The following is a 21,982-nucleotide window of genomic DNA, read 5'->3' as shown; positions in this document are numbered from 1 at the left end:
CTAGGCTTCCATGTCCTGCAGCACCGCGGGCTCCTCCGCGTCGCGCCGGCCGCCGCGCCGCCGCGTGACGCGGTGGGCGATGCCGACGATGCCGCCGGGCGCGAACATCACGACGAGCACGAAGAGCATCCCGAGGATGAACAGCGGCTCGGAGAGCGGGATGCGCAGCACGTCGGGCAGCCCGGCGATCGCGTCGCTCGAGGCGAGCGCCGCGAGCCGCTGGTCGAGCAGCGTGTAGACGATGCCGCCGACGATCGCGCCCCAGCGGTAGCCGACGCCGCCGAGCACGACGATGACGAGCAGGGTGAGGGTGAAGTCGCTCGTCGAGATGCGCGGCGTCGCGCTCGACTGCAGCAGCATGAAGCCCATCCCCGCGACCGCGGCGAGCACCGCGGCGGCCGAGAAGAGGAACAGCCGCACGAGGTAGGGCCGCAGGCCCAGCACCGTCACGCGCAGCTCGTTCTCGCGGGCGGCCGCGACGACGTGGCCGAGCCGCGAGCGCTCGACCCACACGCACGCCAGGTAGACGATCACGAGGATCGCGAGTGCGAGCCAGTAGAGGTTGCGGGTGTTGATGACGCCGACGAGCCAGTCGGGCACGACGGCGACCGTGAGGGTGACGCCCTCCTCGCCGCCGGTGAGCCCGCCGACGTTGCGCCGGATCATCACGTTCATCGCCTGGGCGATCGCGAGGGTCACCATCGCGAACGAGATGCCGCTCACCCGCAGCGCGAGCGCACCGACGAGGTTGCCGAGCACGAGCGCGACGACCAGCGTGATGACGATCGCGAGCAGGAAGACGGCCTCGCTCGGCATGCCGGTGGGCGCGAGCAGCCGCAGGACGATGCCGAGCCCGTACGCGCCGGCGGCGAAGAACATCGCGTGGCCGAACGACAGCATCCCCGCCACCCCGAAGATCAGGTGGTAGCTGAGCGCGAGCGCGGCGATGAGCATCGCGTACGCGAGCACCGTGAGCGTGCCGGGCGTGTAGGTGGGGCCGGGCAGCACGCCGGGGATGTCGATCGCGAGCAGCGGCAGCATGGCCGCGACCGCGATGGCGGCGGCGCCGGCCGCGATGCGGCCCCACCGGGATGCGAGGCCGCGGCGGGCGGAGGCGAGGAAGGTGTGCATCGTCATCCCCTAGTGCGTGACCTTGCCCATGAGGCCGGTCGGTCGGACGAGCAGCACCGCGGCGAGCGCGAGCACGACCGCGAGGTCGCCGGTGCCGCCGAGGTAGAAGTTCGCGAACTGCTGGATGACGGCGACGAGCACCGAGGCGATCGCGGCGCCCGAGAGCGAGCCGAGCCCGCCGATGACCGTCACGATGAAGGCGTAGATGAGCAGCGACGTGCCCTGGTGCGCGCCGACCTGGCCGTAGTACACCGAGGCGAGCACGCCCCCGAGCCCCGCGGCGGCGCCGCCGATCGCGAAGACGATCGTGAACGCGCGGCGCACGTCGATGCCGAGCGCGGTCACCATGGTGCGGTTCTCGACGCCCGCGCGGATGACGAGGCCGTAGCTCGTGCGCCGCAGGAACAGCACGATGAGCGCGAGCACGACCGCCGCGGAGCCGATGAGCAGCCAGCGGTCGTTCGGGATGTTCGCGCCGAGCACGTTCGTCGTCTGGCCGAGCCACTCCGGCAGCCGGATCTGGATCGGGTCGGTGCCCCAGATGCCCTCGAAGAGCGCGACCGACGCGAGCCCGAGCCCGACGGTGACGAGCACCTGCTCGATGTGCCGGTTGTAGAGCGGGCGGATGAAGACGAGCTCGGTGATGGCGGCGACGAGCGCGCCGACCACGAGTCCGACGAGCATGCCGACGAGCAGGCCGCCCCAGCTGCCGTCGCCCACGCGGCGGCCGACCTCCCAGCCGAGGAACCCGGCGAGGGTGAGGAACGAGCCGTGGGCGAAGTTGAGCACGCCCATGAGCCCGTAGATGAGCGAGAGGCCGCTCGCCACCAGGAAGTAGAGGGCGCCGAGCCCGACGCCGGTGATGAGCAGGAGCAGGACGGTGGTCACGCGGCCTCCTGGTCGGTCGCGACGCCGAGGTGGCGGTGCACGAGGTCGGAGTCGAGGAACTCGGCGGCCGGGCCGGTGTGCACCACGCGGCCGCCCGAGAGCACGACGACGGTGTGCGCGAGCGCCCGCACGACCTGCAGGTTCTGCTCGACGAGCAGCATGGGCGTGCGGTCCGCGGCGGCCTCGAGCGCCGTCGTGACGGTGCCGACGATGAGCGGCGCGAGCCCCTTCGTCGGCTCGTCGACGAGCAGCAGCCGGTTCTCGTTCATGAGCGCGCGCGAGAGCGAGACCATCTGCTGCTGCCCGCCGGAGAGCGTGCCCGCCTGCTGCTTGGCGCGCTCGATGAGCTCGGGGAAGAGCTCGGCGACGATCGCCCGGTTGGGGGCGCCGCCCCGCTCCGCGAGCCGCAGGTTCTCCTCGACCGTGAGGCCGCCGAAGACCTCGCGATCCTCGGGCACGTAGGCGATGCCGCGCTGCACGATGCGGTGCGTGAGCAGCCCGTCGATGCGCTGCCCGGCGAACGTCACCTCGCCGGTGCGCTCGGTGAGGCCGAGGAGCGCCTTGATGGTCGACGACTTCCCGACGCCGTTCCGGCCGAGCAGCGCGGTGACGCCGTGCTCGGCGACGTCGAACGAGACGTCCTCGACGACCTGCTGGCCGCCGATGTGGGCGTCGAGTCCGCGGACGGTCAGGATGGCGCTCACACCGACTCCCCGAGGTAGGCCTTCTGCACGGCCGGGTCGGCCATGACGGCCTTGGGCGTGTCGATGACGAGCAGCTCGCCGTGGTGCATGACCGCGACGCGGTCGACGAGGCCGAGCAGCACCTCCATGTGGTGCTCGACCATCAGCACGGTGCGGCCGGAGCGATGCAGCGTGCGGATGACCTCGACGAGCCCGGCGACGTCGCCGGAGCCGACGCCCGCCATCGGCTCGTCGAGCAGCACGACCTGCGGCTCGGTGGCGATGAGCATGGCGATCTCGAGCTTGCGCTTGTCGCCGTGCGAGAGCACCCCGGCGGTGGTGCCGAGGTGGTGGTCGAGCCCCACCTCCCGGAGGCAGCGCAGCGCGACGCCGCTCGCCTCGTCGTCGGCGCGCGGGAACCGCCAGGGGCTCGTCGCTCCCCCGATCCTCGCCTGCGCGGCGAGGCGCACGTTCTCGCCCGCCGTGAGGCCGGCGAAGACGCTGGAGGTCTGGAACGTGCGGCCGAGACCGGCCCGCGCCCGCTGGTGCACCCGCTGACCGGTGACGTCGTCCCCGCCGAGCAGCACCCTGCCGCTCGTCGGGACGGCGACGCCCGAGATGATGTTGAACAGCGTGGTCTTGCCCGCGCCGTTGGGGCCGATGACCCCCACCATCTCGCCGGTCGCGACCTGCATCGTGACGTCGCGCAGGATCCGCGCACCGCCGATCTGCAGGCCGACGGCGTCCAGCTCGAGCGCGGGCCGGTCGGCCCTCACTGGCCCGCGACCGGAGGCGCGACCATCTCGGCGTCGATCGCCTGCACGAGCTCCGGGGCCCACGTGCCGCCCTCGTCGACGAGCCGCACCTGGAACATCGGCTGGATGAGCGCGTGGTCCTCGGCGCGGATCGTGAGCTCGCCCTTGACCGACTCGAAGGTCCAGCCCTCGAGGGCGGCGATCATCGCGTCGACGTCGCCGCGGCCCTCGGTGATCGCGTGCACCAGCATCTGCGCGCCCACGAAGCCGTCGACCGTGAACAGGTCGGCCTCCTGGCCAGCCTCCTCGAGGAACGCGTCCATCGCCTGCGCGGGCTCGGTGTCGGTCGCACCCGGGAAGTAGTGGTTGAGGAACTGGATGTCGGCGGAGCCGGGGCCGTAGGCCTGGTACGACGCGCGGTCGGCGAGGCCGGTGACGACGGTCGTCGACTCGAGCACCTGCTGCTGCGCGAGCGCCTCCCACATCGCGCCGGTCGTCGCGCCGGCCCACGCCACGAAGACGAGGTCGGGTGAGGCCGCCGAGATCTGCTGGGCGAAGGGCGTGAACTCGGTGGCGTCCTCGGCGACCAGGATGGGCGTGACGGTCGCGCCCTCGCCGCCGAGCACGGCCTGCACCGAGGCGACGTTGCCCTGGCCGAACGCGTTGTCCTGGGCGAACACGACGATGTTCGAGCCCTCGACGCTGTCGAGGAAGGTCGCGGCGGTCGCGACGTCCTGCAGCGTCTGCCTGCCGGAGCGGAAGGTCTGGTCGTTGACGCCCGTGATCGCGTCGGCGGCGGCCGGGCCGGAGAGGAAGAGGGTGTTGTTCTGCGCCGCCTGCTCGGCGACGGCGAGCGAGACGCCGGAGGCCGCGGAGCCGCCGATGATCTGGAAGCCCTGGCCGATGACGTCCTTGGCCTGCGTGACGGCGGTGTCGGGGTTGCCCTGGTCGTCGATCCACTCGATCGTGAGGTCGATGCCCTCGATCTCGCCGGTGCCCTCGGTGGCGTAGTCGAGGCCGGCCTCGAAGCCCTGCTGGTAGCTCTCGCCGTAGGCGGCGAGCGGGCCGGTGATCGACGTGATCATGCCGACGTTGACGGCGACGCTCTCCTCGCCGCCGTCGCTGCTCCCGGCGGAGGGGGCCGGTGCGGTGGTGGGCGCGCACGCCGTGAGCGCGAGCGCAGCGAGGGCGATGCCCACGCCGGCGAACTTCGTTGTCCTGCGCATGAGTTGCCTTTCGAGCAGAGCGAGCCTCAGCTGGCGCATGCTCGGCGGGCGAGCGAGCACTCCGTCGTGCGGCTTCACGGTGACCATAACCTGACAGGTGGTTCAGGTTTCAGGTCCAGCATGCGACGAGGCGCGCCGCGTGTCAAACCGCCGCCGCCACTGTGACCGGATCGTGACCATCCCGGCGGCGCGCAGCCCCGCGACAGGTGGCCGGGCTCGCGACGGGTGGGCGCGCCCGCGAGCGGTGCGGCTGCTGGCCCACCCCTCGCGGGCAGCGCCACCGGGCGGCGCGGCGGGCGCGGCCCGCTAGCCGCAACAGCGAGAGGGACCCGATCCCGGCTCGCGGACCCCTGATCTCGGGTCCACGAGCCAGGAACGGGTCCACCGGCTGCGTGACGTCAGCGGGCGAGCTCCGACCACCGGTCGTCGAGCCGGTCGAAGCCGGCGTCGATGCCCTCAGCCATGCCGCTCGCGTAGGCGCCGTCGCGCATCTCCTTCGACGCGTAGGTGATGACCGTGCGCATCGTGGTCACGCCATCCGCCTCGACGAAGGTGACGACGTTGTTCGTGGGCGGGAGCTCCATGCCGCCCATCGCGGACCCGCCCATGTGCTCGGTGCTGACGAGGCGGTGCGGCTCGTCCGCTTCGAGGATGTCGCCGTGGATCTCGAGCTCACCCTGTGCGTCGACCCACACCCAGCGGAACGTGCCGCCGGTGCGCATGTCCATCTCGCACACCGGGAACTCGGTCTCGGGGTCGGGCCCGAGCAGCCACGTGCGGACGATCTCGGGTTCGGTGTAGGCCCGCCAGACCTCGGACGCCGGCGCGGTGAAGGTGCGCTCGTAGGCGATCGAGGTGTCGTCGGGCATGCTGAACTGGGTCTTCATGATGGCTCCTTCTGGGTCCCCGACGTGAGGTGCGCCTCGAGGCGGTCGAGTCGGGCGTCGACCTCCACTTCGAACTGCGAGACGAAGACGGCAGCGCGGATGAGCGGCGCGAGCTCGATGATCCGGTGGATGCGCTGCGCGTCGCGCTCCGCGCGGATCAGCCCGGCCTCCTCGAGCACCTTGCAGTGCTTCGAGACGGCCGGCTGGCTGAGCCCGGCGAGCGCGGTGAGCTCGGTGACGGTCGCGGGGCCCGACCGCAGCCGCAGCAGGATGCGGCGGCGCGTGCGGTCGGAGAGCGCGGCGAAGATGCGGTCGAGCGCCTCGTCGTCGAGCCCGAGCTCCATGTCCATCACCTCTGTCCATCACCTCTTGGTTCTATAACTAGTTGGCAATGTACGCCGACGCCGTCGCGGATGTCAACCCCGCGCGTCGGAGCCGATCGGTGCTGACGGCGGCGCCTCCCGCGCCCTGCCTGCTGCGGCGTCCGCGCATCGGCCGACGACCGTCTCGAGCGGCCCGCGCGCGCCGGCGCTCGCGAGCACCGCTCCCAGCGCGATCGCGATGCCGACCTGCAGCGCCCACGCGACCCAGCCCGCGGCGAGCCAGCCTGCCGGCCCCTGTGCGAGCGGCACGAGCGCCGAGAGCAGGGTGACGTGCACGACGTAGATCGAGAGCGGCGCCGCGCCGGCAGCGCGCAGCGGCTCGATCGCGCGAGCCGAGCCCTGTGGCAGCGCTGACGCGAGCAGCGAGAGCAGCGCGATCACCAGGAGCGCGATGCCGACGGTGCGCGCGATGTCGGCGGGCGTGCCCGTGTGCGGCGCTGCGAGCAGCTGCCAGACGGGCTCGACGCCCGGGACCGCGCCGTACCCGTTCGCGAGCAGGTCGTCGCGAGCGAGCTCCGGCCCGCCCGGGTACCGCGCCCCGATGAGCCGCAGCCCGAGCTCGCTCGCGACGACGCCGAGCGCGACGAGGGCGGCGCCGACGCCCGCGAGCGTGAGGAGCGCCGGGCGCTCCCTGCCGCGGGACCGCGCCGTGGCCAGTGCCCGCGCGACGAGCATCCCGATGAGCAGGTAGACCAGCCAGACGAGCGCGGGGTAGACGCCGGTGAGCGCGATGTCCTGCAGCGTCCCGCGCGGGTCCGCCACGAGCGTCACGATCGAGCTCGTCTCCGGGAGCACGCCGAGCCGATCGCGCGCGACGGCGACGAGCCAGCCGGCCGAGCCCGCCAGCACGAGCGCGACGGCGGCGACGGCCCAGGTCGGCAGCAGCAGGAACGCGGATGCCGCCATGATCGCGAGCCCGAACGGCGCGAGCACGACGTAGACGGCCGAGGCGATCGGCGCGAGCAGCAGCCCGAGCACGAGCACGACGAGGCCGCGCGCGATGGTCGCGCGCACCGCCGCCGCCCGCTGCCCGACCCGGAGCCGCGATCGCGCGGCGAGCGCGACGCTGACCCCGCCGAGCACGGCGAACAGGGTCGAGGGCGGCCCGTCGATGAGCGCGACGACGCCGGGCCCTGGCTCGGGCTCCGAGAAGGCGAGCGTGTGCGAGGCCATCATCCCGGCCACGGCGACGAGCCGCGCGAGGTCGATGCCCACCCACCGTGCGGAGCCGCTCACCCGTCCATGGTCGCGCATCGCCGCCTCCGGAACCGTCGAGCTTCCCCGAACGGCGGGTTGCGCGGCGCAGAACCCGCAGGAGAGGGAAGTTCGGCGGACCGGGGGGTCAGTCGCGGTGCGAGTCCTTCTCGAGCCACTTCTCGGCGCGGTGCTCGGCGATGACGCGGCGGGCCGTGCCGGTCTTGGAGCGCAGCACGAGCGACTCGGTGCGGATCAGCGGACCCTTGCGGCGCACGCCGTCGAGCAGCTGGCCGTCGGTGACGCCCGTGGCGACGAAGTAGGTGTTGTCGCTCGACACGAGGTCGTCGAGCGCGAGCACGCGGGTGAGGTCGTGGCCCGCGGCGATGACCTTGCGGTGCTCCTCGTCGCTCTGCGGCGACAGGCGCCCCTCCATGAAGCCGCCGAGCGCCTTGATCGCGCAGGCGGTGATGACGCCCTCGGGCGTGCCGCCCGCGCCGGCGCACATGTCGATGCGGCTCTCCCAGCGGGATGCGTTGATGCCGCCGGCCACGTCGCCGTCGCGCATGAGGCGCGTGCCTGCGCCTGCCGCGCGGATCTCCTCGATGAGCTCGGCGTGCCGCGGGCGGTCGAGCACGGCGACGACGATCTCCTCGACGTCGCGGCGCTTCGCCTTCGCCAGCTCGCGGATGTTGTCGCCGATCGACTGCTCGAGCGAGATGACGCCGATCGCCTCCGGCCCGGCGACGAGCTTGTCCATGTAGAACGCGTCCACCGGGTCGTACATCGTGCCGCGGTCGGCGACGGCGATGACGCTGAGCGCGTTCTGCCGACCGGCGGCGGTGAGCGAGGTGCCGTCGATCGGGTCGACGGCGATGTCGCAGGACGGGCCGCGGCCGTTGCCGACGTGCTCGCCGTTGAACAGCATGGGCGCCTCGTCCTTCTCGCCCTCGCCGATGACGATGACGCCGTCGAACGCGACGGTCGCGAGGAACGTGCGCATCGCATCCACCGCCGCACCGTCGGCGGCGTTCTTGTCGCCGCGGCCGATGAACGGCACCGCACGGATGGCCGCGGCCTCCGTCGCGCGGACGAGTTCCATCGCGAGGTTGCGGTCGGGGTTGTCGAAGACGGGGGCCTTCTGCGAGTCGAGCTGCTGCGCCACGGGTGCCACGGTGTCCTCCATCGGTGAGCCTGCTTCGAGCGTAGTGAGGGGATGCGCCGGACCCGCCACCCGGGCGCCGAAAGTCCCGCGGTTCCTTCGCCGACGCGAAAGGCCGGATCGGGGTGTCGCGGGTCCCGATCCGGCCTTCGTCCACGCATCCGCTCCTCACCGGCAGCGGATGCAGGTCTTGCTCGCCGTCAGCCGACGAGTGCCTGCTCCTTGCGGCGGCGGAGCGCGCCGCGGGCCAGTCCGACGAGCCTCGGCAGCAGCACCATCACGACGGCGAGCAGCAGCACGCCGACGGCGATGGGGCTCTGGAAGACGACGCCGAGGTCGCCCTGGCCGATCGCGCTCGTCTGCACGAGCGCCTTCTCGAAGAGCGGGCCGAGCACGAGGCCGAGCACGAACGGCGCGAGCGGCAGGTCGAGCTCCTTCATGAGGTAGCCGAGCACGCCGAAGATGAGCACGAGCCACACGCTGAACATGTTGTTGCCCACCGAGTACGCACCGACGAGCGACGTCAGCAGGATGATCGGGTACAGGTAGCCGTACGGGATCCGCAGCATCTGCGCGAACACCGGCGCGAGCGGCAGGTTGAGCACGAGCAGCAGCACGTTGCCGATGAAGAACGAGACGAGCAGTCCCCAGACGAGCTCGGGCTGCGTCTCGAACAGCTGCGGGCCCGGCTGGATGCCGAAGATCGTGAACGCTCCGAGCAGCACGGCCGTGGTCGCGCCGCCGGGGATGCCGAGCGCGAGGGTCGGCACGAAGTTGGCGTTCGCGGCCGCGTTGTTCGCGCTCTCCGGGCTCGCGACGCCCTCGATCGCGCCCTTGCCGAAGTTCGCCTTGTTCTTGCTGACGCGGCGCTCGATGCCGTAGGACATGAACGACGCGAGGGTCGATCCGGCGCCCGGCAGCATGCCGAGCAGGAAGCCGATGCCCGAGCCGCGCAGGATCGCCGGCATGGAGTCGGTGATGTCCTTGCGCTTGATCACCATGTCCTTGAAGCGGGCACGGATGGGCTTCGCCGCCCCGACGCGGATCTGGTACAGCACCTCGCCGAGCGCGAAGATGCCGATCATCACCTCGACGAAGGGGATGCCCGAGAGCAGGTTGACGTTGTCGAACGTGAAGCGCTGGGTGCTGCCGGTGCCGGGGAAGATGCCGACGGTGGCGACGAGCAGGCCGAGCGCCGCCATGAGCCCGCCGCGCACGAGCGCGCCGCCCTGGAACGTGACGACGATCACGAGGCCGAGGATCATGATCGCGAACATCTCGACCGGCTGGAACTCCAGCGCGATGCTCGCGAGCGGTGGCGCGAGCGCCATGAGCAGCGCGAGCGAGATGATCGCGGCGATGAACGAGCCGATCGCGCTGATCGCCAGCGCGGCACCCGCCCTCCCCCGCTTCGCCATCTGGTAGCCGTCGAGCGTCGTGACGACGCTCGCGGCCTCACCGGGCGTCGAGATGAGCACCGAGGTGATCGTGCCGCCGTACTGCGCGCCGTAGTAGATGCCGGCGAGCATGATGAGCGCCGTGACGGGCTCCATGACGAAGGTGAGCGGCAGCAGCACGGCGACGCCGGTGGTCGAGCCGAGGCCCGGCAGCAGGCCGATGACGGTGCCGAGCACGACGCCGACCGCGCACCAGAGCACGTTCTCGAGCGTGAGGGCGGTCTGGAAGCCCAGGATGAGGTTGTCGAGCATCAGATGAGTCCGATCAGCCCGGTGGGCAGGGGCACGTTGAGCAGCACCCCGAAGATGAGGTGGACGATCCCGACGGCGACGACGCTGACGATGATCGACGAGATGATCGGCCGTCGCTCGACGACGATCGCGATGGTGAGCATGAGCACGCCGAGCGAGATGAGCAGGCCGAGCACGGGCACGAGCAGCAGCGCGCCGAGCAGCATGCCGCCGACGACGACGAGCATGCGGTTGCGCTGGCGTTGCGTGCGGCCGAGCGCGTCGATGTCCGGCGACTCCTCGACCGTGTCGATCGCGGCGGCGTCAGCCTCCGCCTCGACGCCCGTGAGCTGCTCCGCCGGGTGGGCCGGCTCGCGCCGCAGCAGGATGGAGGCGGTGTCCACGCCCGCGAGCACGACGATGATGATGCCGAGCGCGACGGGCAGGAACCCCGGGCCGATCTGTCCGTTCTCCTGGGCGACGCCGTAGCCCCATCCGCCGATGGCTGCAGCGAGGCCCAGGAGCGCCAGGGCCGCGCTGAACGCGGCCCTGACGATCCTGGGCGAGAGCGTCACTCTGCCAGCGCCGCTTCGAGGTCGGCCGAGTTCTGGCCGAGGTACTCGACGAACTCGTCGCCGTAGATGGCGTTCGGCTGCATGAGGTTCTCCTCGATGTAGGTCGTGTACTCCTCGCTCGCTGCGTACTCCTCCGCAGCGGCGATCCAGTAGTCGCGCGCCTCGTCGCTGATGCCGCCCGGAGCGATGAAGCCGCGCCACTGGGCGAAGGCCACGTCGATGCCCTGCTCGATCGCCGTGGGGACCTCGGCGATCTGCTCGTACTCGTAGCGCTCCTCGGAGAGCGAGCACAGCGCGCGCAGGTCGCCGGACTCGAGCTGGCCGAGCACCTCGCCCGGGTTGAGCGAGCCGACCTGGACGGTGCCGCCGAGCAGGCCGGCGATGACCTCGCTGCCGCTCTCGTAGGGCACGCGGTCGAAGGTGACGTCCTGGTCCTGCTCGATGAGCGAGAAGACGATCTCGTCGAGGCTGATCGCGCCCGAGACCGCGACGACCACGCCGTCGGACTTGGCCGCGTCGACGACGTCGGTGCAGGTCTCGAACGGGCTGTCGGCCGGCACGACGACGAGCGTGTAGTCGTCGCCGAGCTTCATGATCGGGGTGAACGACTCGTAGTTGTAGTCGACCTCCGTCGTGAGCGGCAGCGACAGCAGCGTGGTCTCCGAGGCGAGCAGGTAGTTCGGGTTGCCCTCCTGCGCGAACAGGTGCGAGTAGCCGACGGCGCCGGAGCCGCCCTCGCGGTTCTCGACCGTGACGGTCGCGCCGCTCGCGGTCTCGAGGCCCGAGGCGATCGCGCGGCCGGAGGCGTCGGAGCCGCCGCCCGCCGAGAACGGGACGATCATGCGGACGTCCTGCGGCTCGAACGCGCCGTCTGCGGCGGGCGCGCCCGAGGTGCTGGAGCAGCCGGCGAGGGCTGCGACGGCGACGGCGCCGATGAGGGCCGTGGTGGTGCGTGACTTCATTGTCGGTTCCTTGCTGTGGGTGGTGGGAGGGAGAGGTCTAGGCGAGCTCGCGCGCCGCGCGGCGCTGCGCACCGACGCCGACGGCGGTGCTGAAGGCGTGCTCGTAGGCGCCGGTGGAGGCGACGCGCTGGCCGACGACGTCGAAGGCCGTGCCGTGGGCGGGCGTGGTGACCGCGACGCTGAGGCCGCCGGCCATCGTCACGCCGCGGTCGAAGCCGAGCAGCTTCACGGCGATCTGGCCCTGGTCGTGGTACATCGTCAGCACGCCGTCGAAGGCGCCGTCGCGGGCCTTGAGGAAGATCGTGTCGCTCGGGAAGGGCCCGCTCGCGTCGACGCCGCGCGAGCGCAGCTCCTCGATGGCGGGGGCGATGATGTCGATCTCCTCGCGGCCGAACTTGCCCGACTCCCCCGCGTGCGGGTTGAGCGCGCAGACGCCGATGCGCGGCGCCTCGATGCCGCGGGCGCGCAGCACGCGCTCGAGCAGCTCGCCGCGCTCGACGACGAGGTCGAAGTCGATGAGGCCGGCGACCTCGGCGAGCGAGCAGTGGCTCGTCACGCGCGCCGTGACCAGCTCGGGGAGCACGTTGAGCTCGGTCGCGGCGGTGCCGTCGTCGAGCACGGTCTCGAACCACGACATCTCGTCGTTCTCCTGCATGCCCGCGAGGTGGAGCGACGACTTGTTGAGCGGGGCGAAGACGATGGCGTCGACCTCGCCGGCCTTCGACAGCTCGAGCGCCGTGCGGAGGCTCGCCATCGCCCACTGCCCGCCCTCGCGGGTGGCCTGCTGGCGCACGAAGCCGCCCTCGGGGCGCTCGCCGCCGTTGTCGATGAGCTGCGGCACGCCGGTGCCGGCCTCGCGCGTCCAGGAGAACTCGACGCCGGCATCCGCCATCGCGTCCGTGAGCTCCTGCTCGTCGCCGATGAGCAGGATGTCGGCGGCCTCGGTCGTCGACGCCTGCGCGAGCTGGCGTGCGACGAGCTCCGGGCCGACACCGGCCGGGTCGCCGAAGGTGAGCGCGATGCGGGGTCGCGAGGTCTGCTGCGTCATGTCACTCCGTCGTGTCCAGGGCGCCGATCGGTGGCGTTCTGAGAATCCTATAGGAAATAGCAGCGAGGATCCACACTTCGCTCTGCATCGATCCGGTAACGACGAGGACGGGGCCGGGAGCGAGCTCCCAGCCCCGTCCAGGGGTGCGTGCGCGACGCGATCAGTGGCCGGGGGCCACCGTCTCGGCGTCCTCCTCGAGCAGCGAGTCGGCCTTGGCGCTGAAGAACTTCGTGCCGAAGAGCATCGCCGCCGCGAGGAAGGCGAAGACGCCGAGCGAGACGACGCCCCAGGCGCCGGAGTCGGTCGGCACGGCCTCGTTGATGCCCGTGCGCATGAGCGGCGCGACGAAGCCGCCGAGGTTGCCGAGCGAGTTGATGAGGCCGATGCCCGCCGCCGCCGCCGTGCCGGTGAGGAACGCCGTCGGGTACGACCACGTGATCGGTCCCACCGAGAGGAAGCTCGCCACCGCGATGGTGATGAACAGGATGCCGAGGATCGGCTGGCCGTTCGCGCCCGCCCACGCCGAGGCGAGGATCGAGACACCGGTGATGATGTAGAACGCCGTGCCCCAGTTGCGGCGGCGGACGATCGTGTTCGCGGCCTTGCCGAAGAAGTAGCACGCGAAGAGGCCGACGAGCCACGGGATGGCTGCGACGAGGCCGACCTGCCAGCCGACCTCCTGGCCGATGAGGTTCGAGACCTGCTGCGGCAGGTAGAACGTCGTGCCGTAGACCGCGATCTGCAGGCAGAAGTAGATGATGGTGAAGTACCACACCTTCCAGTTGCCCATCGCGCGCCAGATGCCCGTCGGGCCGTCGGACTCGCGGACCGTGTCCTCCTTGGCCATCACGTCGATGAGCGCGCGCTTCTCGTCCGCGTTCAGCCACTTGGCGTCCTGCGGACCGTTGATGAGCAGGAAGATCGCGGCGATGCCCGCGACGACGGCCATCATGCCCTCGACGAAGAACATGACCTGCCAGCCTGCCCACGGCGTCAGCGTCTCGCCGAAGCTGATGAGGCCACCGGAGAGCGGCGCGCCGAGCATCTGCGAGAACGGCTGCGCGAGGTAGAAGATCGCGAACATCTGCACGCGGTGCTTGTTCGGGAACCACTCGGAGAGGAAGAGGATGACACCCGGGAAGAGGCCGGCCTCGGTGACGCCCAGCAGGAAGCGCAGGACGATGAACGACGTGTCGTCCGTCACGAACGCGAACGCGGCGGCGACGATGCCCCACGTGATCGCGATGCGCGCGAGCCAGAAGCGGGCGCCGAACTTCTTGAGCAGCAGGTTCGACGGGATCTCGAAGATCGCGTAGCCGATGAAGAAGATGCCCGCGCCGAGCGCGAAGGCGCCCGCCGAGATGCCGCGATCCATCTGCAGCGCGTCCTCCGCGAAGCCGACGTTCGTGCGGTCGAGGAAGGCGACGAAGTACAGGATCACCAGCATCGGCATCAGATGCTTGGCGGCCTTCTTGATGGCGGAGTCGAGGGCGGGGTTCGCCGGGGACTTCGCGCTCAGAGCCGTGTCGGACACAGAACTCTCCTTTGAGTGCGGGTTGGGTGGTTCGTCAGAGGATGGATGGGAGCAGGAGCCACAGTCCCACACCGACGAGCACGATGCCGAGGGCGAGGAACAGGATGCGGGACTTCGACCAGTGCCGCATGGCTCAGTGCATGTAGAGGCCGCCGTCGACGTTCAGGGTCTGCCCCGTCACGAATCCGGCGTCCTCGGAGATCAGGTAGGCGATGGCCGCCGCGATGTCGCGCGGCGTGCCGATGCGCGGGAGCACGCCGTCGGCCGCCATGGCCGCCTTGCGCTCCTCGGTGAGGGTGCCGCCCATGATGTCGGTGTCGATCGGGCCGGGCGAGATGGCGTTGACCGTCACGCCCTGCGGGCCGAGCTCGCGGGCGACCGAGCGGGTGAAGCCGATCACGCCGGCCTTGGCCGCCGAGTAGACGGTCTTCGAGAAGGTGCCGCCGCCGCGCTGCGCCGAGACCGACGACAGGCTCACGACGCGGCCGACGCCGTGCTGCACCATCGACTCGACGGCGCGCCGCGTCGCGTAGTGCACGCCGTTCATGTTGATGCCCATGACGCGGTTCCACTCGTCGGCCGTGACCTCGAGGTACGGCACCGGGCTCGAGACGCCCGCGAGGTTGACGAGCGCGACGACCTGCGGCAGCGCCGCCTCGAGCTCGTCGAAGGCGGCGCGCACCTGCGCCTCGTCCGCGACGTTCGCGCCGGCGCCCGCGGCCTGCACGCCGTGCTGCTCGGCGATCTCGGCGGCGACGGCCTTGGCCGCGTCCGCGTCGAGGTCGATGATGCCGACGTTCCAGCCGAGCTCGGCCAGGTGGTGGGCGGATGCGCGGCCGATGCCGCGCGGGGAGGCCGCGCCGGTCAGCACGACGGTCTTGGACTCGGGGAAAGCGGTTGCCATGGTGTGCGGATGCCTCTCGCGGATCAGTGGATGGGGGCCGGGCCGAGCTCGTCCATGAGCTGCTTGATGGCCACGTACGCCTTGTTGCGGTAAGCCACCAGCTCGGCGGTGCGCTCGGCGGGCACGTCGAGGTAGCCGGCGCCGGTCTTCGTGCCGAACTTGCCGGCGTCGACGAGCTCCTTGAGGGAGTCCGGCGTCGCGAAGCGCTCGGGCCAGCGCGTCTGCAGCGATGCGTAGCAGAACGCGTACACGTCGAGGCCCGCCATGTCGGCGATCGCGAACGGCCCGAAGACCGGCAGGCGGAAGCCGAAGGTCGTGCGCACGATCGTGTCGATGTCGTCGGGCGTCGCGACGCCCTCCTCCACGAGCTGGGTGGCCTCGTGGAAGAGGGCGTACTGCAGCCGGTTGAGCACGAAGCCGGTCGCGTCGCCGACGCGGGCCGTCTCCTTGCCGGTCGCTGCGACGATCTCCTCGACCACGGGCAGCACCGACTCGTCGGTGCCCGCGTGGGCGATGAGCTCGACGCCCGGGATGAAGGGCGCCGGGTTCGAGAAGTGCACGCCGAGGAAGCGCTCGGGGTGCTCGACGGCCTCGGCGAGCGAGCCGATGAGGATCGTCGAGGTGTTCGAGCCGATGATGGCGTCGGGCCGAGCGGCGGCCGAGATGCGCGCGAGCGTCGCGTGCTTGATCTCGATCTTCTCGGGCACGGCCTCCTCGATGAAGTCGGCGTCGGCGACGGCCGACTCGATCGACTCCGCGGCGGTCAGCTTGGCCTCGATGCGCTCGACGGCGTCGGCCGGGAAGAGGCCGTCGGCGGCGAACTGCGCCGCCTCCTCGAGCAGGCGCGCGCGGTTCTGCTGCGCGATCTCGGCGCTGATGTCGGCGATCTGCACGTCGTAGCCGGCGAGCGCGAGCACCTGGGCGATGCCGCCGCCCATGTAGCCGGATCCGACGACGGCGATGGTCTTCGTGGTCATGTTCAGCCCTTCGGGAGGAGCGAGCGCAGGTAGCGCTGGTTGGTGGAGCAGTTGCCGAGGCTGTCGCCCCCGTAGTGCTCCATGAGGAAGATGCCGTCGAAGCCGAGCTCGAGCGCGTCGCGCACGACCTGGCGGTAGTTGATGAGGCCGGCCTCCATGGAGCTCGGGACGCTCGTGGCCCACGAGCCGTCGGCGGCCTCGTCGCGCGTGTAGTTCTTGACGTGCCAGTAGTTCGCGTAGGGCAGCGTCTTCGCGTGCATCTCGCGCCAGTCCTCGATCGGCCGGTGGAGGCGGATGAGGTTGGCGATGTCGGGGTTGAGGCCGACGTTGTCGAGCCCGATCTCCTCGACGAGGCGCACGGCCGAGTCGGCGGTGCCGAGGAAGGTGTCCTCGTACATCTCGAGCGACATCTTGAGGCCCACCTCGGCGGCGTGCGTGCCGAGCTCGCGGAGGCGCGAGACGGCGGCCGCCCACAGCTCGGGGTCGTCCGGGTCGTTCACGGGGCCCTGCGCGGTCCAGAACCACAGCGCCTTGCGCTGCGCGTCGCTGAACGGCTCGTGCAGGCCGGTCGAGAAGACCTCCATGCCCCACTCGGCTGCCGCGTCGATCGTGCGGTGCGCGTACGCGAGGTTGCGCTCCTCGTGACCGGGCATGATGACGCTCTGGCGCTGCAGGTGCACCGAGGGGAACCGGATGCCGTGCGCGTCCAGGATCGAGAAGAGCTCGTCCTTGCGGCTGGGCTCGAGGTCGGCGGGGCGGATGTGGCTGTCGGCGAGCTCCGCGAGCGAGAAGCCGACGTCCGCGACCTGCGCGAACGCCGCGTCCCAGACCTCAGGGGTCGCGTCGTGGAGCGCGACGCCGTCGCGCGACACGGGCGGGATGCCGTGCAGGCACGTGGCGATGGGCCAGGTCTCTGCGGTGAATGCGTGCTGGTCTGCCATCTCGTCTGCTCCGTTGCATCGGTGGGCCGCTCGGCCTCGAAAAGATCCTATAGGAAAGGTAATCTGATAACGCTCTGCGCGCAACCCCGTCGCGTGGGCGCTGGGCCGGCCGCCGCTCCCCTACGCCGACTCGTCGCGCACGGAGCGCAGGCGCACGCCCTCGATGTGCGCACGCATCGCGGCGGTCGCCGCCTCGGCGTCGCCGCGCTCGAGCGCCTCGAGCACGCGCTCGTGCTCGCTGTGCGCCTCGCGCACGTCGCTCGTGCCTCGCAGCACCGCCTGCCGGAGCCGGTGGGTCATGGCGCCGAGGTCCTCGTGCATGCCGACGAGGTAGCGGTTGCCCGCGGCGGCGAAGATCGCCCGGTGGAACGCGCTGTCGGCCTCGAAGTAGTCCTGCGTCGTCCGCACGGGCACGTCGGCGTCGCGCTCCATCGCCTCGACGACGCGGTCCGCGCACTCCTGGTGCAGCCGGTGCGCGAGGCGCAGCTCGTCGAGCACCGCCTGCGCGCGCGGGGCGGCGAGGCGCGTGGCCTCGAGCTCGAGCATGAGGCGGGCGTCGAAGAGCTCCGAGAGCTGCTCCCGCCCGAGCGGCGGTGCCACCCGGTAGCCCTTGAGCGCCTCGCGGGTGACGAGGCCGGTGCGCTCGAGCTGCACCATCGCCTCCCGCACCGGCGTGGGCGAGACGTCGAGCTGCTTCGCGAGCGAGTCGATCGACAGCCGCGAGCCGGGCTCGACGTCGCCCTCGAGCAGCATCTCGAGGATGAGCTCGTAGACGCGGTCGCGCAGGCCGCGCCGCTCGAGGTCGCCCACCCGCAGGGGCAGCTGCGCGGTCATCGCGCGCCCCGCAGCGCGAGCGCCTCGTCGAGGATGGTGCCGAACGCCGCCGGGTCGTGCACGAAGCGGCCGAGGAACATGCCGTCGACACTGTCGGCGATGCGCGGCAGCAGCCCGGGGCCGGCGCTGCCGCCGTAGATGACCTGCGCGTCGAGCTGGTCGTCGGCGAGGTGCTCGCGCAGCGCGCTCGCGACCGCTCGGATGTGGTCGTCCCCCGCCGGTCGCGGGGCGCCGATCGCCCACACCGGCTCGTAGGCGACGACGAGCCGGCCGATCGCGTCCGCCTCCCGGGCAAGCGCGAGCGACGCCTCGAGCTGCCGGATGCACGCGGCGGCCGCCGCGGCAGGCGCGCCCTCGTCGGTCTCGCCGATGCACAGCACCGGGGCGATGCCGTTGCGGAGCGCGGCCGCGACCTTGAGCGCGACGGTGGCGTCGCTCTCGCCGAACATCGCGCGGCGCTCGGCGTGGCCGATCTCGGCGAGCGAGACGCCGTGCTCCGCGAGCTCGGGTGCCGACACCTCGCCGGTGAAGGCGCCGGAGTCCTCCCAGTGCAGGTCCTGCGCGCCCACGAGCATCCGCGCATCCGACGCGATCGCGACGACCTCGGGGATGGACGGGAAGGTGGGGATGACGAACGGCTCGACGACACCGCCCTGCACCGCGGGGTGCTCGGCGCAGATGGCCGCGACGGCGCGCGTCCACTCGAGCGTGCGCGCGCGCCCGAAGTACATCTTCAGGCTCGAGCCGATCAGCATCCCGGACAAGCGATCAGCCCTCGTACGCGCAGATGTCGTCGACGTTCGCCTGCGAGTGGCTCGACGGGTCGAAGGTGTACGTCAGCCACTCCTTGGCGAGGCGGCGGGCGAGCTCGATGCCGACCACGCGCTGGCCCATGCAGAGCACCTGCGCGTCGTTCGAGAGCACCGCGCGCTCGACCGAGAACGAGTCGTGCGCGGTGACGGCGCGGATGCCCGTGACCTTGTTCGCCGCGATCGCGACGCCGAGGCCGGTGCCGCACACGAGCAGCGCCCTGTCGGCCTCGCCGCGCGCGATGCGCTCGGCGGCCTCGATCGCGACCTTCGGGTAGGAGGTGGCGCCGTCGGCGTCGTCGACGCCCACGTCGACGACGGACTCGACGAGCTCGTGCGCCTCCATGTCGCGCTTGAGGATCTCCTTGTAGTCGAAGCCGGCCTTGTCGCTGCCGACGATCAGGCGAATCGCCATGGTCACTGCTCCCTGTCTGTGGTGAGGACGTCGTAGATGGTGCTGCAGATGAGCGCGAACGACACGGCGCCCGGGTCGGGCGTGCCGATCGACTTGTCGCCGTGCGACTTCGCGCGCCCGAGCGTCGCGGCGAGCGCCGCGGTCTCCTGGGCGGCCTCGTCGGCGACGCCGGCGGAGTGCCCCCACGCGTCGCGCAGGCGCTGGCCGTCGGCGATGCGGCGGGAGAGGTCGTCGGAGAACGGCACGATCGCGTCGACCATCGTCTTGTCGCCGACCTTCGCCTTGCCGAACGCCATCACGGCGTCCTTCGCGGCGACGATGCCGTCGGCGACCGTCTGGGAGGTGACGTGGCGGTCGTCGCCCACGTGCTCGCCGAGGGTGCGGAGCATCTCGCCCCAGATCGCGCCGGAGGTGCCGCCCGCGCGGTCGCTCCACGCGTCAGCCGCCCACGTGAGGGTGGTCTTCGCGCCGGCGCCGGCGCGGAACGCCGCGGTCGCCGCGTCGCTGCCCGCGCGCGAGCCGCGCTGCATGCCGATGCCGTGGTCGCCGTCGCCGGCGACGGAGTCCATGTGGCCGAGCTCCTCGGCCGCCTCGTCGATCGCGTCGGCGACCGCCGCGAGCGAAGCCGCGATGAGGTGCGCGGCGTCGCGCGACTCGGCGGTCGACTCGGGCACGTCGTGGGTGGCGATGATCGCCTCGACCGCGTCGGCCTGCTGCTGCGGCGCGACGGAGCCCTTGCGGAACCCGGCGCTGTCGGCGGGGGCCGACCACAGGCGCTCGAGCTCGTCGTCGAGCCACAGGAGCGTGAGCGAGACGCCCGCCATGTCGAAGCTCGTGCAGAGCTCGCCCACCTCGGGCTCGACGATCGTGAGCCCGCGCCCCTCGAGCAGCGCGTGCACCCGGCGGTAGACGACGAACATCTCCTCGTACTTCACGCTGCCGAGGCCGTTGAGCAGCGGCACGACGCGCGAGCCCTCGACCTCGACGCCCTCGGGCACCTCGTCGAGCAGCTTCTCGACGAAGAGCTCGGCGAGCTCGTCGGCGGTCGGCACGTCGACCTCGTCGATGCCGGGCTCGCCGTGGATGCCGAGGCCGACGGCCATCTTGCCCTCGGGCACCGAGAAGAGCGGCTCGGTCGCGCCGGGCAGGGTGCAGCCCGAGAACGCGACGCCGAACGAGCGCGTGCGCGCGTTCGCGGTCTGGGCGACGCGCTCGACACCGTCGATGTCGTAGCCCGCCTGGGCCGCGGCGCCCGCGACCTTGAAGACGGCGAGGTCGCCCGCGATGCCGCGGCGCTCGTCGAGCCGGTCCTTGGGCGCGCTCCAGATGTCGTCGGTGACGGTGACCGTGCGCACGTCGATGCCCTCGGCGCGCAGGCGCTCCTGCGCCTGGTCGAAGTGCAGCACGTCGCCCGCGTACTTGCCGTAGCTCAGCAGCACGCCGAGGCCCTGGTCGGCCTGCTTGGCGATCGCGTAGACCTGCTGGGCCGACGGCGAGGCGAAGAGGTTGCCCATCGCGGCGCCGTGCGCGAGCCCGGGGCCGACGAGGCCGCCGAAGGCCGGGTAGTGGCCGCTGCCGCCGCCGATCACGAGCGCGACGGTGGGCTCCTCGGCCTTCGTCGAGCGGACCACGCCGCCCGGGGCGGCCTGCACCCAGCGCGAGGCTGCTGCAGCGAAGCCCTCGATCATCTCGTCGGCGAACTGGGACGGATCGTTGAACAGCCGCGTCATTGCGCTCTCCTCATATAGGAACCCCATGCGGGGCGGGCACTCCGGGAAATCCTATAGGAAGTTGGGTTCGCTGTCACCCCGCTCGCGCGCATCCGCCCTCGGACTCGCACCTCCCCCGACCTAGACTGATGCCGATCCCGCGCGGCCCGGCACCCGGGCCCGCGACCAGACGAGTCAGGAGTCCAAGGATGCCCGTCGCGACCACCGAGCAGTACGCAGCCATGCTCGACAAGGCCAAGCAGCACGCCTTCGCCTACCCCGCCATCAACGTGTCGTCGTCGTCGACGATCAACGCCGTGCTCCAGGGCCTCACCGAGGCGGGCTCGGACGGCATCATCCAGGTCACGACCGGCGGCGCCGACTTCTTCGCCGGCCAGAGCGTCAAGAACCGCGCGGGCGGCGCGATCGCCTTCGCCCGCTTCGTGACGGAGGTCGCGAAGGCCTACCCGATCACGGTGGCGCTGCACACCGACCACTGCCCGAAGGACGCCCTCGACGGGTTCGTCTTCCCGCTGCTCGACGCGAGCGAGGAGGAGGTCCGTGCGGGCCGCGCGCCGCTCTTCCAGTCGCACATGTGGGACGGCTCGTCGGTGCCGCTCGAGGAGAACCTCGAGATCGCGAAGCAGATCCTCCCCCGCACGCACGCGCTCGGCCAGGTGCTCGAGGTCGAGATCGGCGTCGTCGGCGGCGAGGAGGACGGCGTCAGCCACGAGATCAACGACCAGCTCTACACGACCCTCGACGACGCGATCGCGACGGTCGAGGCGCTCGGCCTCGGCGAGCAGGGCCGCTACATGGCGGCGCTCACCTTCGGCAACGTGCACGGCGTCTACAAGCCGGGCAACGTCCAGCTGCGCCCAGAGCTGCTCGGCGAGATCCAGGCGGGCATCGCGTCGAAGTACGGCACCGATGCCAAGCCGCTCGACCTCGTCTTCCACGGCGGCTCCGGCTCGACCGACGAGGAGATCGCCGAGGCGGTGCGCAACGGCGTCATCAAGATGAACATCGACACCGACACGCAGTACGCGTACACGCGCTCGGTCGCGGGCTCGATGTTCTCGGGCTACGACGGCGTGCTGAAGGTCGACGGCGAGGTGGGCAACAAGAAGGCCTACGACCCTCGCGCCTGGGGCAAGGCGGCGGAGTCGGCGATGGCCGCCCGCGTCGTCTCGGCCACGCAGCAGCTCGGCTCGGCCGGCTGGTCCGGCAAGTAGCACCCCCACGGATTCTCAACGTCGCCGGTGGTCGCACGAGGC

At 71.5% G+C, this 21,982-nt stretch carries 22 protein-coding genes; 1 reads left to right on the top strand and 21 read right to left on the bottom strand.

Annotated features, from left to right (window positions below; genetic code table 11):
- The 21 genes from EDD26_RS08690 to EDD26_RS08590 all read right to left on the bottom strand — a co-directional run bounded on the left by EDD26_RS08690 (position 1) and on the right by EDD26_RS08590 (position 20,726).
- Complete coding sequence (locus tag EDD26_RS08690; RefSeq protein ID WP_123698507.1) at positions 1-1,131, bottom strand: branched-chain amino acid ABC transporter permease; 1,131 nt, start codon at positions 1,129-1,131, stop codon at positions 1-3.
- A gap of 9 nt (positions 1,132-1,140) precedes the next feature.
- Positions 1,141-2,019: a branched-chain amino acid ABC transporter permease gene (locus EDD26_RS08685; RefSeq protein ID WP_123697355.1), complete on the bottom strand. Its 879-nt coding sequence runs from the start codon at positions 2,017-2,019 to the stop codon at positions 1,141-1,143.
- Positions 2,016-2,723 (bottom strand): ABC transporter ATP-binding protein, encoded by a 708-nt coding sequence (locus EDD26_RS08680; protein ID WP_123697354.1) that lies wholly within the window; start codon positions 2,721-2,723, stop codon positions 2,016-2,018. Before EDD26_RS08680 ends, EDD26_RS08685 begins: the two co-directional genes overlap by 4 nt.
- Positions 2,720-3,478, bottom strand: a complete 759-nt coding sequence (locus EDD26_RS08675) for an ABC transporter ATP-binding protein (RefSeq protein ID WP_245989821.1) — start codon at positions 3,476-3,478, stop codon at positions 2,720-2,722. Before EDD26_RS08675 ends, EDD26_RS08680 begins: the two co-directional genes overlap by 4 nt.
- The gene (locus EDD26_RS08670) at positions 3,475-4,683 is read right to left on the bottom strand and encodes a substrate-binding domain-containing protein (RefSeq protein WP_123697353.1); all 1,209 of its coding nucleotides are present in this window, start codon (positions 4,681-4,683) and stop codon (positions 3,475-3,477) included. Before EDD26_RS08670 ends, EDD26_RS08675 begins: the two co-directional genes overlap by 4 nt.
- 398 nt (positions 4,684-5,081) lie before the next feature.
- On the bottom strand, positions 5,082-5,570 hold the full coding sequence (locus EDD26_RS08665; protein ID WP_123697352.1) for an SRPBCC domain-containing protein: 489 nt from the start codon (positions 5,568-5,570) through the stop codon (positions 5,082-5,084).
- Positions 5,567-5,914 (bottom strand): ArsR/SmtB family transcription factor, encoded by a 348-nt coding sequence (locus EDD26_RS08660; protein WP_123697351.1) that lies wholly within the window; start codon positions 5,912-5,914, stop codon positions 5,567-5,569. The genes EDD26_RS08665 and EDD26_RS08660 overlap by 4 nt, the downstream gene beginning before the upstream one ends.
- A 72-nt stretch (positions 5,915-5,986) precedes the next feature.
- Positions 5,987-7,189, bottom strand: a complete 1,203-nt coding sequence (locus tag EDD26_RS08655; protein WP_170165591.1) for a heparan-alpha-glucosaminide N-acetyltransferase domain-containing protein — start codon at positions 7,187-7,189, stop codon at positions 5,987-5,989.
- A 106-nt stretch (positions 7,190-7,295) separates the two neighbouring features.
- The gene (gene glpX / locus EDD26_RS08650; protein WP_123697349.1) at positions 7,296-8,333 is read right to left on the bottom strand and encodes a class II fructose-bisphosphatase; all 1,038 of its coding nucleotides are present in this window, start codon (positions 8,331-8,333) and stop codon (positions 7,296-7,298) included.
- A gap of 176 nt (positions 8,334-8,509) precedes the next feature.
- Complete coding sequence (locus EDD26_RS08645; RefSeq protein ID WP_123697348.1) at positions 8,510-10,018, bottom strand: tripartite tricarboxylate transporter permease; 1,509 nt, start codon at positions 10,016-10,018, stop codon at positions 8,510-8,512.
- On the bottom strand, positions 10,018-10,572 hold the full coding sequence (locus EDD26_RS08640) for a tripartite tricarboxylate transporter TctB family protein (protein WP_123697347.1): 555 nt from the start codon (positions 10,570-10,572) through the stop codon (positions 10,018-10,020). The genes EDD26_RS08645 and EDD26_RS08640 overlap by 1 nt, the downstream gene beginning before the upstream one ends.
- A complete protein-coding gene (locus EDD26_RS08635) occupies positions 10,569-11,534 on the bottom strand; it encodes a tripartite tricarboxylate transporter substrate binding protein (RefSeq protein ID WP_123697346.1) in 966 nt (321 codons plus the stop codon). The genes EDD26_RS08640 and EDD26_RS08635 overlap by 4 nt, the downstream gene beginning before the upstream one ends.
- Before the next feature lie 37 nt (positions 11,535-11,571).
- Positions 11,572-12,582: a 4-hydroxythreonine-4-phosphate dehydrogenase PdxA gene (locus tag EDD26_RS08630; protein WP_123697345.1), complete on the bottom strand. Its 1,011-nt coding sequence runs from the start codon at positions 12,580-12,582 to the stop codon at positions 11,572-11,574.
- 160 nt (positions 12,583-12,742) lie between these two features.
- A complete protein-coding gene (locus tag EDD26_RS08625; protein ID WP_245989819.1) occupies positions 12,743-14,116 on the bottom strand; it encodes an MFS transporter in 1,374 nt (457 codons plus the stop codon).
- A 133-nt stretch (positions 14,117-14,249) separates the two neighbouring features.
- Positions 14,250-15,020, bottom strand: a complete 771-nt coding sequence (locus EDD26_RS08620) for an SDR family NAD(P)-dependent oxidoreductase (RefSeq protein ID WP_123697344.1) — start codon at positions 15,018-15,020, stop codon at positions 14,250-14,252.
- A 23-nt stretch (positions 15,021-15,043) separates the two neighbouring features.
- Positions 15,044-15,997 (bottom strand): 3-hydroxyacyl-CoA dehydrogenase family protein, encoded by a 954-nt coding sequence (locus EDD26_RS08615; protein WP_123697343.1) that lies wholly within the window; start codon positions 15,995-15,997, stop codon positions 15,044-15,046.
- 2 nt (positions 15,998-15,999) lie between these two features.
- Complete coding sequence (locus tag EDD26_RS08610; RefSeq protein WP_123697342.1) at positions 16,000-16,938, bottom strand: sugar phosphate isomerase/epimerase family protein; 939 nt, start codon at positions 16,936-16,938, stop codon at positions 16,000-16,002.
- 120 nt (positions 16,939-17,058) lie between these two features.
- Positions 17,059-17,772 carry a GntR family transcriptional regulator gene (locus EDD26_RS08605; RefSeq protein WP_123697341.1) on the bottom strand — a complete coding sequence of 238 codons (714 nt, stop codon included), beginning with the start codon at positions 17,770-17,772 and terminating at the stop codon, positions 17,059-17,061.
- Positions 17,769-18,527 carry a triose-phosphate isomerase family protein gene (locus EDD26_RS08600; RefSeq protein ID WP_123697340.1) on the bottom strand — a complete coding sequence of 253 codons (759 nt, stop codon included), beginning with the start codon at positions 18,525-18,527 and terminating at the stop codon, positions 17,769-17,771. Before EDD26_RS08600 ends, EDD26_RS08605 begins: the two co-directional genes overlap by 4 nt.
- A 13-nt stretch (positions 18,528-18,540) precedes the next feature.
- The gene (locus EDD26_RS08595) at positions 18,541-18,996 is read right to left on the bottom strand and encodes a ribose-5-phosphate isomerase (RefSeq protein WP_123697339.1); all 456 of its coding nucleotides are present in this window, start codon (positions 18,994-18,996) and stop codon (positions 18,541-18,543) included.
- Positions 18,997-18,998: 2 nt separating this feature from the next.
- On the bottom strand, positions 18,999-20,726 hold the full coding sequence (locus EDD26_RS08590) for a dihydroxyacetone kinase family protein (RefSeq protein WP_123697338.1): 1,728 nt from the start codon (positions 20,724-20,726) through the stop codon (positions 18,999-19,001).
- Positions 20,727-20,914: 188 nt separating this feature from the next.
- On the opposite strand from EDD26_RS08590, the gene fbaA reads away from it, so the two are divergent.
- The gene (gene fbaA, locus EDD26_RS08585) at positions 20,915-21,940 is read left to right on the top strand and encodes a class II fructose-bisphosphate aldolase (protein WP_123697337.1); all 1,026 of its coding nucleotides are present in this window, start codon (positions 20,915-20,917) and stop codon (positions 21,938-21,940) included.
- Positions 21,941-21,982 lie beyond the last annotated feature (42 nt).

The organism is Agrococcus jenensis, from assembly GCF_003752465.1.
GTDB lineage: Bacteria > Actinomycetota > Actinomycetes > Actinomycetales > Microbacteriaceae > Agrococcus > Agrococcus jenensis.
The sequence above is the reverse complement of the archived record's forward strand: the minus strand, read 5'-3'. Positions and strand labels throughout refer to the sequence as shown.